Origin of the sequence: Streptomyces sp. NPDC014864 (assembly GCF_043081525.1) — a bacterium.
GTDB lineage: Bacteria > Actinomycetota > Actinomycetes > Streptomycetales > Streptomycetaceae > Streptomyces.
The window spans coordinates 155,534-168,279 of the sequence record NZ_JBIBWT010000012.1; the positions used below are offsets into that span (position 1 = coordinate 155,534).

Consider the following 12,746-nt stretch of genomic DNA (forward strand, 5'->3'; position numbering starts at 1 on the left):
TCGTGCCGTGCGAGCTCCTCCCTTCGTGCGACGTCCTCGCGCCGGTCGACGACCTCGCACCGGACGAGTGCCGTGGCCCGCGCGAGGTCCCCGGGGCCTAGCGCGTCCGTGAGGTATCCGGGACGTAGGGCTTCCGCGAGGTTCCCAGGGCGCAAGGTATTTGCGCGGTTTCCGGGACGCACGGCGCCCGCGAGATCGCCGGCCTGTACGGCGTCCGTGAGGTCCCTGGGGCCTGCGGCGTCCCCGGGGGTCTCGGGACGTACGGCGTCCGCGAGGGCCCGGGTGTGTACGGCGTCCGCGAGGTCCCCTGGGCGCACGGTGTCCGTGAGGTTTCCGGCGTATACGGCGTCCCCGGGCACCCCGGGACGTACGGCGTCCGCGAGAGTCCGGGCGTGTACGGCGTCCGCGAGGGCCCCGGGGCGTGCCGCGTTCAGCTCGTGGCTTCGGTTGGCCTTTCGTCCGGCCGGGGCCGGGTCGGCGTGTGCCATCAGGAGGTCCGCCACGTCCAGGACGTGGTGTCCCGCCATGGACGGCAGGCAGCTCCCGCGCGCCGGGCCGATGGCCGCCGCCCACTCCTCCGGGATGGCGGCCACTCCCTGGGTCGCCCCCGCCAGGGCCCCGGCCACCGCCGCCGTGGTGTCGGCGTCGCGGCCCATGTTCACGGCCGTGAGCACGGCGTCCCGGAAGTCGCCGTCGGCGGCCGCGTACGCCCCGAAGGCGAGGGCGACCGCCTCGGGTGCCAGATCCGTCCACGGGTAGCCGCCGATGACCACCGCGGAGCGGACCGCGCGTTCGCCGCGGTGGGCGACGGCCGCGGCCCGGCGCAGGGACCGGGCCGTCCAGGAGTCCTCCGGGACGACGGCGAGCGCCGCGGCCACCACCGCGACCACCGGCGCGCCCGCCATGGCCGCGGCGACCCCGGCGGCCACCGCCTGGCCGCCGTAGATCCCCTCGCCCTCGTGGCTGACCGAGCCGTCGATCGCCACCAGGCGGGCCGCCTCGGCGGGCCGGCCCGCGGCGAACACGCCGAAGGGCGCCGCCCGCATGGCGAGTCCGTCGCTCCAGGCGTGCCGGTGCTGGGCGGAGACGGGCGCGGCCAGGCCCCGGCGGAGGTTCTCCAGCGTGCCCCGCTCGCTGAAACCGGCGCCGCGGAAGGGACCCTCGGCGCGGTCGGCGATCCACTCGTGCCAGGCGGCCTCCACATGGGCCGGGGTGAGCGCGGAGCCGTGCCGGGCGAGCAGGAGGCCGGAGAAGACGGCGTACTCGGTGTCGTCGGTCCCGGCCGGACACTCGGCCACGTAGCCGGTGATACGGCCCCAGCGGGCGCGGATCTCGGACGGCTTCAAGTTCTCAGCGGGCGCCCCGAGGGCGTCTCCGACGGCGAGGCCGAGCAGTGCGCCGCGCGCCCGCTCGCGGAGCGCAGCCGGGGGGACGCAGGTGGTCGATCCCATCGCGGGCTCTCCTCTCAGGGCGCCGTGGCGGGCACGGAACCCTTTGCGGAACTGTCCCCCGGCCGGGTCGTCCGCGCAGCCTGGCGGGCCCCAGCGTCACCCGGACGACATATGTGCAGTCCATTTCACGGATGAGCAGCCACAGGCAAAGGTGCAGGTTAGCTCAGCCTTTCCTTGCTGGCGACGGAGAAATTTCCGACGTAGATTCAGTGTTGTCGAAAAGTAGAACTCGTCCAAAAGACAGCCTTACCTAAGTTCCCAGGGGGGACCTTCATGGCCATCATCGACACCGAGGCGACGCTTCACGAGGCGCACCGCGACAATCACACGCACCGCGATGTGAACGGCGGCTGGCTGCGTCCCGCGGTCTTCGGCGCGATGGACGGCCTGGTCTCCAACCTGGCCCTGATGACCGGTGTCGCGGGCGGCGCGGTGAGCCAGCAGACCATCATCCTGACCGGTCTCGCGGGTCTCGCCGCCGGTGCCTTCTCCATGGCGGCCGGCGAGTACACCTCCGTCGCCTCCCAGCGCGAACTGGTCGAGGCGGAGCTGGACGTGGAGCGCCGTGAGCTGCGCAAGCACCCGCAGGACGAGGAGGACGAGCTCGCCGCCCTCTACGTGGCGCGGGGCGTCCAGCCGGAGCTGGCCCGTGAAGTGGCCCGGCAGCTGTCGGCGGACCCCGAGCAGGCCCTGGAGATACACGCCCGCGAGGAACTGGGCATCGACCCCGGCGACCTCCCGTCCCCGCTGGTCGCCGCGGTGTCGTCCTTCGGGTCGTTCGCGCTGGGCGCGTTGCTGCCCGTACTGCCGTACCTGCTCGGCGCCACCGCGCTGTGGCCGGCCCTGCTCCTCGCGCTCCTCGGCCTGTTCGCCTGCGGCGCGGTGGTGGCCAAGGTGACGGCGCGGTCCTGGTGGTACAGCGGACTGCGGCAGCTCGCCCTGGGCGGTGCCGCGGCCGGTGTGACGTACGCCCTGGGCACCCTGTTCGGGACGGCCGTAGGATAAGGCCTGGCTTGAAGTTATGCGCGAGATCGCATAAGTAGCCGTTACTCGCTGGTTTCGACCGTATGACCACCGGGCATGAGCCGTAAACACTGTGGGCAATGGGGCCTGCCGTGCACCGACGGGGCGTGCGACGCCGCTCTCCCTGTTCTCCCGGGCCGTAGGACACGGATCTGTCCGCTGCGGTCCCCGTAGCTTCCGCCGCCGGGCGCGGTACCCCCGCCGCGACGTCGTGGTGTCCGCATGTTGGAACGGGCTATCCGGTTCCCGAGAAGCCCCCCATCATGTAATCTGCACGAAATTTTGCACTCACGCAGAGGGCCAACGTCGTCCCTCGGCACCAGCACATGCCACATGACGACGACGGGAGAGCCGATGCGTACGCCGCGCCAGCCGTCCCAGCACTCCGCGAATGGCCAGAACTGGTCGTTCATGGATGCTCGCCCTGCTGCGCAGGGTATGTACGACCCCCGCAACGAGCACGACGCCTGCGGCGTCGGCTTCGTGGCCACCCTCACCGGTGAGGCGAGCCATGCGCTGGTCGAGCAGGCGCTCACGGTTCTGCGCAACCTGGAGCACCGCGGCGCCACCGGCTCGGAGCCCGACTCCGGCGACGGTGCGGGCCTGCTGTCCCAGGTGCCCGACGCCTTCCTGCGTGAGGTGGCCGGATTCGAGCTGCCCGAGGCCGGCGCCTACGCGGTCGGCATCGCCTTCCTGCCGGAGGACGGCACCGCGGACGTCGTCTCACAGATCGAGACGATCGCCGCCGACGAGGGCCTGACCGTCCTCGGCTGGCGCGAGGTCCCGGTCGCCCCCGAACTGCTGGGTGCCACCGCCCGCTCCACCATGCCGGTCTTCCGCCAGCTGTTCGTCAGCGACGGCAGCAGCACCGGCATCGCCCTGGACCGCAAGGCGTTCGTGCTGCGCAAGCGCGCAGAGCGCGAGGCGGGCGTCTACTTCCCGTCGCTGTCGGCCCGCACCATCGTCTACAAGGGCATGCTGACCACCGGCCAGCTGGAGCCCTTCTTTCCGGACCTGTCCGACCGCCGCTTCGCCTCGGCCATCGCGCTCGTCCACTCCCGCTTCTCGACGAACACCTTCCCGAGCTGGCCGCTCGCCCACCCGTACCGCTTCGTCGCGCACAACGGCGAGATCAACACGGTCAAGGGCAACCGCAACTGGATGGTGGCCCGCGAGTCCCAGCTGGCCTCGGAGCTGTTCGGCGACCGGGACGACCTGCAGCGGATCCTCCCGATCTGCACCCCGGACGCCTCCGACTCCGCGTCCTTCGACGAGGTGCTCGAACTGCTGCACCTCGGCGGCCGCTCGCTGCCGCACTCCGTGCTGATGATGATCCCGGAGGCGTGGGAGAACCACGACTCCATGGACCCGGCCCGGCGCGCCTTCTACCAGTACCACTCCACGATGATGGAGCCCTGGGACGGCCCGGCCTGCGTCACCTTCACCGACGGCACCCAGGTCGGCGCCGTACTCGACCGCAACGGTCTGCGCCCCGGCCGCTACTGGGTCACCGACGACGGCCTCGTCGTCCTCGGCTCCGAGGTCGGCGTCCTCGACATCGACCCGGCCAAGGTCGTCCGCAAGGGCCGCCTGCAGCCCGGCCGGATGTTCCTCGTCGACACCGCCGAGCACCGCATCATCGAGGACGACGAGATCAAGGCGACCCTCGCCGCCGAGCAGCCCTACGCCGAGTGGCTGGAGGCCGGCGAGATCGAGCTGGGCGACCTGCCCGAGCGCGAGCACATCGTCCACACCCACGCCTCGGTCACCCGCCGCCAGCAGACCTTCGGGTACACCGAGGAGGAGCTGCGCGTCATCCTCGCGCCGATGGCCAAGTCCGGCGCCGAGCCGATCGGCTCCATGGGCACCGACTCGCCGATCGCCGCGCTCTCCGAGCGCCCGCGGCTGCTCTTCGACTACTTCACCCAGCTGTTCGCGCAGGTCACCAACCCGCCGCTGGACGCGATCCGCGAGGAACTGGTCACCTCCCTGCGCTCCTCGCTGGGCCCCGAGGGCAACCTGCTCGAGCCGGTCGCGGCCTCCTGCCGCAGCGTCCTGCTGCCCTTCCCGGTCATCGACAACGACGAGCTCGCCAAGCTCATCCACATCAACGCCGACGGCGACATGCCCGGCTTCAAGGCCGCCACCCTGTCCGGACTGTTCCGGGTCTCCGGCGGCGGCGACGCACTGGCCGCGCGCATCGACGAGATCTGCGCCGAGGCCGATGCCGCCATCGACAACGGCGCCCGGCTGATCGTCCTGTCCGACCGCCACTCCGACGCCGAGCACGCGCCGATCCCGTCGCTGCTGCTCACCGCGGCCGTCCACCACCACCTCATCCGCACCAAGCAGCGCACCCAGGTGGGCCTGCTGGTCGAGGCCGGCGACGTCCGCGAGGTGCACCACGTCGCCCTGCTCATCGGCTACGGCGCCGCCGCGGTCAACCCGTACCTGGCGATGGAGTCCGTCGAGGACCTGGTCCGCGCCGGTACGTTCCTGCCGGGCATCGAGCCCGAGAAGGCCATCCGCAACCTGATCTACGCCCTCGGCAAGGGCGTCCTGAAGGTCATGTCCAAGATGGGCATCTCGACCGTCGCCTCCTACCGCGGCGCCCAGGTCTTCGAGGCCGTCGGCCTCGACGAGGCCTTCGTCGCGAAGTACTTCAACGGCACCGCCACCAAGATCGGCGGCGTCGGCATCGACGTCATCGCCAAGGAGGTCGCCGCCCGCCACGCCAAGGCCTACCCGGCCTCCGGCATCGCTCCCGCGCACCGCGCGCTGGAGATCGGCGGCGAGTACCAGTGGCGCCGCGAGGGCGAGCCGCACCTGTTCGACCCGGAGACGGTGTTCCGCCTCCAGCACTCCACGCGCACCGGACGCTACGACGTCTTCAAGAAGTACACCTCCCGCGTCAACGAGCAGTCCGAGCGCCTGATGACGCTGCGCGGCCTGTTCGGCTTCCAGTCCGGCCGCCGGCCGATCCCGCTCCTCGAGGTCGAGCCGGCCTCCGAGATCGTCAAGCGGTTCTCGACCGGCGCCATGTCGTACGGCTCCATCTCCCAGGAGGCGCACGAGACCCTCGCCATCGCCATGAACCAGTTGGGCGGCAAGTCCAACACCGGTGAGGGCGGCGAGGACCCGGAGCGCCTGTACGACCCGGCGCGCCGCTCCTCCATCAAGCAGGTCGCCTCCGGCCGCTTCGGCGTCACCAGCGAGTACCTGGTCAACGCGGACGACATCCAGATCAAGATGGCCCAGGGCGCCAAGCCCGGCGAGGGCGGCCAGCTGCCCGGCCACAAGGTGTACCCGTGGGTGGCCAAGACCCGGCACTCGACGCCGGGCGTGGGGCTGATCTCCCCGCCGCCGCACCACGACATCTACTCCATCGAGGATCTGGCGCAGCTGATCCACGACCTGAAGAACGCCAACCCGCAGGCGCGGATCCACGTCAAGCTGGTCTCCGAGGTCGGCGTCGGCACGGTCGCCGCGGGCGTGTCCAAGGCCCACGCGGACGTCGTGCTGATCTCCGGCCACGACGGCGGCACCGGCGCCTCCCCGCTCACCTCGCTGAAGCACGCGGGCGGCCCCTGGGAGCTCGGCCTCGCCGAGACCCAGCAGACCCTGCTGCTCAACGGCCTGCGCGACCGCATCGTCGTCCAGACCGACGGTCAGCTGAAGACCGGCCGCGACGTGGTCATCGCCGCGCTGCTCGGCGCCGAGGAGTTCGGTTTCGCGACCGCTCCGCTCGTCGTCTCCGGCTGCGTGATGATGCGCGTGTGCCACCTGGACACCTGCCCGGTCGGCATCGCCACCCAGAACCCGGTGCTGCGGGAGAGGTTCGCCGGCAAGGCCGAGTTCGTCGTGAACTTCTTCCAGTTCATCGCCGAGGAGGTCCGCGAGATCCTCGCCGAGCTGGGCTTCCGCTCCATCGAGGAGGCCGTCGGCCACGCCGAGGCCCTCGACGTCACCCGCGCGGTGAACCACTGGAAGGCGCAGGGCCTGGACCTGGAGCCGCTGTTCCACGTGCCCGAGCTGCCCGAGGGCGCGGTGCGCCACCAGGTCGTCCCCCAGGACCACGGCCTGGAGAAGGCGCTCGACAACGAGCTGATCAAGCTCGCCGCCGACGCCCTCGCCGCGCCCGGCGCCGCCGACGCCCAGCCGGTGCGCGCCCAGGTCGCGATCCGCAACATCAACCGCACGGTCGGCACCATGCTCGGCCACGAGGTGACGAAGAAGTTCGGCGGCGCGGGCCTGCCCGACGGCACCGTCGACATCACCTTCACCGGCTCCGCGGGCCAGTCCTTCGGCGCCTTCCTGCCGCGCGGTGTCACGCTGCGCCTGGAGGGCGACGCCAACGACTACGTCGGCAAGGGCCTGTCCGGCGGCCGGATCGTGGTCCGCCCGGACCGCGCGGCCGACCACCTCGCCGAGTACAGCGTCATCGCGGGCAACACCCTCGCCTACGGCGCGACCGGCGGCGAGATGTTCCTGCGCGGCAAGACCGGCGAGCGGTTCTGCGTCCGCAACTCCGGCGCGCTGGTCGTCTCCGAGGGCGTGGGCGACCACGGCTGCGAGTACATGACCGGCGGTCACGCGGTCGTGCTCGGCGAGACGGGCCGGAACTTCGCGGCCGGCATGTCCGGCGGCGTCGCCTACGTCGTCGACCTCGACCGCGACAACGTCAACCCCGGCAACGTGGACTCGGTCGAGGCGCTGGACGACACCGACAAGCAGTGGCTGCACGAGGTCGTGCGCCGTCACCAGGAGGAGACGGGTTCCACCGTCGCCGAGAAGCTGCTGGCCGAGTGGGACACCGCCGTGGAGCGCTTCAGCAAGATCATCCCCAGCACGTACAAGGCAGTGCTCGCCGCCAAGGACGCCGCCGAGCGAGCCGGTCTGACCGAGACCGAGGTCACCGAGAAGATGATGGAGGCGGCGATCAATGGCTGACCCGAAGGGCTTTCTGAACCACGGCCGCGAGGTCGCCACGTCCCGCCCGGTCGAGGAGCGCACGAAGGACTGGAACGAGGTCTACGTCCCCGGCTCCCTGCTGCCGATCATCAGCAAGCAGGCCAGCCGCTGCATGGACTGCGGCATCCCGTTCTGCCACAACGGCTGCCCGCTCGGGAACCTGATCCCGGAGTGGAACGACTACGCCTACCGCGAGGACTGGGCGGCCGCCTCCGAGCGGCTGCACGCCACGAACAACTTCCCGGAGTTCACCGGCCGGCTGTGCCCCGCCCCGTGCGAGTCGGCCTGCGTGCTCGGCATCAACCAGCCGCCGGTCACCATCAAGAACGTCGAGGTCTCGATCATCGACAAGGCCTGGGAGACCGGTGACGTCGCCCCGCAGGCGCCCGAGCGCCTGTCCGGCAAGACCGTCGCGGTCATCGGCTCGGGCCCGGCGGGCCTGGCCGCCGCCCAGCAGCTGACCCGGGCCGGCCACACCGTCGCCGTCTACGAGCGCGCGGACCGCGTCGGAGGCCTCCTGCGGTACGGCATCCCCGAGTTCAAGATGGAGAAGCGGCACATCAACCGCCGTATCGAGCAGATGCGCGCGGAGGGCACCCGCTTCCGCACCGGCGTCGAGATCGGCCGCGACCTGAAGGCGACGGACCTGAAGAAGCGGTACGACGCCGTCGTGATCGCCGCCGGCGCCACCATGGCGCGCGACCTGCCGGTGCCGGGCCGCGAACTCAACGGCATCCACCAGGCCATGGAGTACCTGCCCCTGTCCAACAAGGTGCAGGAGGGCGACTACGTGGCCCCGCCGATCTCGGCCGAGGGCAAGCACGTCGTCGTCATCGGCGGCGGCGACACCGGCGCGGACTGCGTGGGCACCGCCCACCGCCAGGGCGCGGCCTCCGTCACCCAGCTGGAGATCATGCCCCGCCCGAACGAGGAGCGGAACCCGGTCAGCCAGCCCTGGCCGACCTTCCCGATCCTCTACAAGGTCACCTCGGCCCACGAGGAGGGCGGCGAGCGCATCTACTCGGCGTCCACCACCCACTTCGAGGGCGACGAGGACGGCAACGTGCAGTGGCTGCACCTCGCCGAGGTCGAGTTCGTCGACGGCAAGCTCACCCAGAAGCCGGGCACCGAGCGCAAGATCCCGGCCCAGCTGGTCACCCTCGCCATGGGCTTCACCGGCACCGACCGGGAGAACGGCCTGGTCGAGCAGTTCGGCCTGGAGCTCGACGAGCGCGGCAACGTCGCCCGCGACGCCGACTTCCAGACCAACGTGCCGGGCGTCTTCGTCGCCGGTGACGCCGGCCGCGGCCAGTCCCTCATCGTCTGGGCGATCGCGGAGGGCCGCTCGGCCGCCCGCGGCGTCGACCGCTACCTGACGGGCGTCAGCGAGCTGCCGGCCCCGATCCGCCCGACGGACCGCGCGCTGATGGTCTGACGCGCGCTCACCAAGCGTCCCGTACAAAGGCGTACGGGCGGGTCATCCGGGGGGACACCCCCCAGACCCCGCAAGACGGCGCCTGCCCGCCAGTCCCCGACCGGACGATGGGCAGGCGCCGTCGGCATGCCCGGGCCCCTGTAGCCTCGGCCCCCAGCCCATGATCGAAGGGGGAGCCGGCCATGGCCGCGATCAGTCTGAGCAAAGTCGAGGAGACCGCGCCCGCGCTGGTCAGCCTCTACAAGAGCGCGGGAGTCTCGCTGCGCAAGCACGGCCTGGAGGGGCTGCGCGCCGCCGTCTACCTGGTGGTGGATTACTCCGGCTCCATGAAGCCGTACTACAAGGACGGCAGCGTGCAGGCGCTCGCCGACCGGGTGCTGGGACTGTCCGCGCATCTCGACGACGACGGCCGGGTGCCGGTGGTGTTCTTCTCCACGGACATCGACGCGGTCACCGACATCGCGCTGGACGGCCACGGGGGCCGCGTCGAGCGGATCGCGGCCGGACTCGGGCACATGGGCAAAACCAGCTACCACCTGGCCATGGACGCCGTCATCGACCACTACCTCGACAGCGGCGCCACCGACCCCGCCCTCGTCGTCTTCCAGACCGACGGCGGCCCCATCAACAAGCTCGCCGCGGAGCGCTACCTGTGCAAGGCGGCGAAGCTTCCGCTGTTCTGGCAGTTCATCGGCTTCGGCGACCCGGGCAGCCGCCAGTTCGACTTCCTGCGCAAGCTGGACGAACTGGCCGTGCCCGGCAAGCGGATCGTCGACAACGCCGGCTTCTTCCACGCGGGCACGGAGCCCGGGCGGGTGCCCGACGCGGTGCTGTACGACCGGCTCGTGGGCGAGTTCCCCACCTGGCTGGCGGCCGCGCGGGCGCAGGGCATCGTGCGCCCGGCCTGACTCCTCGTACCTCCCCGGCGAGGCCGTCCCGGTCGGCAACCGGCATCCCCGGCACGACAATGGACCCGTGCCGACCAAGAAGAAGCCTCAGGTGACCGCCGTCAGGAAGCCCGCGGCCACGGCCGCCGCCGACCGCCGCCACGACCTTCTGCGCACCGCCGCCGAGGTGTTCGCCGAACAGGGCTACAACGCCACCACCGTGCGCACGATCGCGGACCACGCGGGCATGCTCGCGGGCAGCCTCTACTACCACTTCGACTCCAAGGAGTCGATGCTGGAGGAGATCCTGCGCACCTTCCTCGACGAGCTCTGGGACGGCTACGGCACCGTCCTGGACGCAGGACTCGGGCCGCGCGAGACCCTGGAGGCTCTGGTCACCGAGTCGTTCCGGGAGATCGACCGGCACCGCGCCGCCGTCGCGATCTACCAGAAGGAGTCCCGGCAGTTGGTGACCCAGGAACGGTTCGCGTTCCTCGCCGAGTCCCAGCGCCGGTTCGAGAAGGCGTGGCTGGCAACGCTGGAACGCGGGGCCGCCGACCGGGTCTTCCGGGCCGACCTCGACGTCCGGCTCACCTACCGCTTCGTGCGCGACACCGTCTGGGTCGCCGCGTCCTGGTACCGGCCGGGCGGACAGCACAGCCCGGAGGAGATCGCCCGGCAGTACCTGTCGATGGTGCTGGACGGGATCGCCGTACGCGCCCAGGGGTGTTGACGTGCCGAAGCCGCCGTGGCCCAGCACCGCGTCGCCGAAGCGGTCACCGCGCGGACCCCAGGACGCGCACGGCCCTACGTGTCGCACTCCAGCACCGTCCGGCACAGCGCGCACCGGGCCCGCATCCGGCCCCGCACCGGCACCCTGATCCGCTGATGGCACGTCGGGCAGGGGAACGACACCCGCAGCGGACCGTCGTCGTCCGGGGTGAAGGAGTACGGGGTCTCCGGCTGGACGAACGGCTCAAGCCGGTGGTCCCGGGCGTACCGGCGGTCCCGGGCGTACCGGCGGCGCCCCGCCCAGCCCGCCGCCGTCAGCGGCGGCTGCCGCTCGTCCTGACGGGCCCGCGCCATCCCCTCGACGTACGCCGCGTACGCCTGCGGACTGGTGAACCACGTCGAGGGGTCCTCACCGAAGACCAGCGCCCGCTTGGCCAGCACGTACCCGAACTCCTCGGGCGTGAGATAGCCGAGCTTCTGCGACGACGCCGCGTCCTCCCGGAAGGCGTCGAGCAGCAGCCAGCCCGCGCCCAGATACGTCGCGGCCGTGTCGGTGAGGACCTCGTTGTCACGGGTGCCGGGGAAGGACAGGCCCAGACGGTGCAGATAGACATGCGTCACCTCGTGGGCCAGGGCCGCGCCGATGTCCCGGCGGTGGGTGCGGAAGCGGTCGTTCAGCTCGACGAAGTACTCGGGCCCCGCCGCCAGTTCCACATTCGCCGCGTGCGTCATCTCGCGGAAGCCGACGATCAGGCGGGCGTCCGGCAGCCGGTAGTGGCGCAGCAGTTCACGGGCCACGCGCTGTGCGCCCAGATGCAGGTCGTCGGTGTCGCAGAAGGCGACGTCGGCGGGGGCCACGCTGCCGGCGAACGTCTGGATCGTGTCGTACGACAGCCGTCTGTACAGCGCGGTGATCGCGGCCCGCACCGTCTCCAGATGCGGGTAGCCGTGCTCGACCGGTCCGTCGTTCGCCACGCCCGACCCCCAAAGACGCTCTGAACTCCACTCCACTCTATGCGGATCCGCCCCTGCGCGGACGCGCGCGGACTCCCGCCGGCCGGCAGCCGAGCCGGGCCACCGGCCCCCGCCCGGGCAGCCGCCCCCCCGGGGTGGACGCACACCCCGTAGGGTTGCTGCCCATGACCACCAGCAGCACCGGCACCGATGAGGTCGACCCCGCCGTCCGCGAGGAACTCGCACGGCTGCGCGACAGCATCGACAACATCGACGCGGCCGTCGTCCACATGCTCGCCGAGCGGTTCAAGGCGACCCAGCAGGTGGGCCACCTGAAGGCCGCCCATCGGCTGCCGCCCGCCGACCCGGACCGCGAGGGCCGCCAGATCGCCCGGCTGCGCTCCCTCGCCGAGGACGCCAAGCTGGACCCCGGATTCGCCGAGAAGTTCCTGAACTTCATCATCGCCGAGGTGATCCGCCACCACGAGCGCATCGCCGACGACACCGGCAACGGCGCCCTCGGCGGCCTGTCGGCACCCCGCTGACCTCCGACGATCCGCACGGGTCGTGACAGCGGGCCCCCAGGGGGTGCATGCTGCGCTGTGCACCGCCCGTCAGTCCGCGGGCACCGTCCGTCAGTGCCGCGGACGTAAGCTGGTGGTCCCCCACGCGGGAGGGACGTCGGGCCATGCCGTCGGATGCCAAGATCCTCATCGTCGACGACCACGAACACACGCTGTTCGCGCTGGAGAGCGCCCTGGCCCCGCTCGGCCACCGGACGGACCGCGCCACCAGCGGCGACGAAGCGCTCAAGCAGGTGCTGCGCGGCCAGGTCGGCCTGTTGCTCCTGGACGTGCGCATGCCCGGCATCAGCGGCCTGGACGTGGTGCGCCACCTGCGCCGCCTCAAGCAGACCCGGCACATCCCCGTCATCCTCCTCACCGGCTTCGGCTACGACCACGACCTGACCGCGACGGCCTTCCGCCTCGGCGTCGCCGACCTGCTGACGAAACCCGTCGACCCCTGGGTGCTGCGCACCAAGGTCCACTACCTCTACGACGCCCACCAGCGCCGGCAGGCGCTCGAGGAGGAGGTACGCGTCCTGCGCGCCCGGCTGGCCGAGCAGACCCGGGCCCCCGAGGCCGCAGCGCCCGCCTAGGGCCCCTCGCCGCCCCGACCCGACGGCCTCACCCCGCCTGCCCCGACGGCCTCACCCCATCTGTCCCGACGGCCTCACCCCGCCTGCCCCGACGGCCTCACTTGACCCGGCCCGACCCGATCCGGAACGGAACC

At 71.6% G+C, this 12,746-nt stretch carries 8 protein-coding genes and 1 pseudogene; 7 read left to right on the forward strand and 2 right to left on the reverse strand.

Features of this window, described 5'->3' with window-relative positions; translation table 11 throughout:
• Positions 1 to 485: 485 nt before the first annotated feature.
• Positions 486 to 1,451: pseudogene (locus ACF1A5_RS22495) on the reverse strand (ADP-ribosylglycohydrolase family protein); the annotation flags it as partial.
• Positions 1,452 to 1,724: 273 nt separating this feature from the next.
• Between ACF1A5_RS22495 and ACF1A5_RS22500 the strand changes: the two are divergent.
• The 5 genes from ACF1A5_RS22500 to ACF1A5_RS22520 all read left to right on the forward strand — a co-directional run bounded on the left by ACF1A5_RS22500 (position 1,725) and on the right by ACF1A5_RS22520 (position 10,500).
• Positions 1,725 to 2,456, forward strand: coding sequence for a VIT1/CCC1 transporter family protein (locus tag ACF1A5_RS22500; RefSeq protein ID WP_392194636.1), 732 nt, complete (start codon positions 1,725 to 1,727; stop codon positions 2,454 to 2,456).
• 372 nt (positions 2,457 to 2,828) lie between these two features.
• Complete coding sequence (gene gltB / locus ACF1A5_RS22505) at positions 2,829 to 7,424, forward strand: glutamate synthase large subunit (RefSeq protein WP_392194710.1); 4,596 nt, start codon at positions 2,829 to 2,831, stop codon at positions 7,422 to 7,424.
• Entirely contained in the window at positions 7,417 to 8,880 is a 1,464-nt protein-coding gene (locus tag ACF1A5_RS22510) for a glutamate synthase subunit beta (RefSeq protein WP_392194637.1), read from the forward strand. The genes gltB and ACF1A5_RS22510 overlap by 8 nt, the downstream gene beginning before the upstream one ends.
• A 182-nt stretch (positions 8,881 to 9,062) precedes the next feature.
• On the forward strand, positions 9,063 to 9,788 hold the full coding sequence (locus tag ACF1A5_RS22515) for a vWA domain-containing protein (RefSeq protein WP_392194638.1): 726 nt from the start codon (positions 9,063 to 9,065) through the stop codon (positions 9,786 to 9,788).
• Positions 9,789 to 9,855: 67 nt separating this feature from the next.
• The gene (locus tag ACF1A5_RS22520) at positions 9,856 to 10,500 is read left to right on the forward strand and encodes a TetR/AcrR family transcriptional regulator (protein WP_392194639.1); all 645 of its coding nucleotides are present in this window, start codon (positions 9,856 to 9,858) and stop codon (positions 10,498 to 10,500) included.
• A 74-nt stretch (positions 10,501 to 10,574) separates the two neighbouring features.
• Here ACF1A5_RS22520 and ACF1A5_RS22525 read toward each other — a convergent pair whose 3' ends face one another.
• Positions 10,575 to 11,474, reverse strand: a complete 900-nt coding sequence (locus ACF1A5_RS22525) for a hypothetical protein (RefSeq protein ID WP_392194640.1) — start codon at positions 11,472 to 11,474, stop codon at positions 10,575 to 10,577.
• 164 nt (positions 11,475 to 11,638) lie between these two features.
• Between ACF1A5_RS22525 and ACF1A5_RS22530 the strand changes: the two genes are divergently transcribed.
• Together ACF1A5_RS22530 and ACF1A5_RS22535 are read left to right on the forward strand one after the other, a co-directional pair.
• Positions 11,639 to 11,998 carry a chorismate mutase gene (locus ACF1A5_RS22530; RefSeq protein ID WP_392194641.1) on the forward strand — a complete coding sequence of 120 codons (360 nt, stop codon included), beginning with the start codon at positions 11,639 to 11,641 and terminating at the stop codon, positions 11,996 to 11,998.
• Between the two features lie 143 nt (positions 11,999 to 12,141).
• The gene (locus ACF1A5_RS22535) at positions 12,142 to 12,612 is read left to right on the forward strand and encodes a two-component system response regulator (protein WP_392194642.1); all 471 of its coding nucleotides are present in this window, start codon (positions 12,142 to 12,144) and stop codon (positions 12,610 to 12,612) included.
• The last annotated feature ends 134 nt before the right edge of the window (positions 12,613 to 12,746 follow it).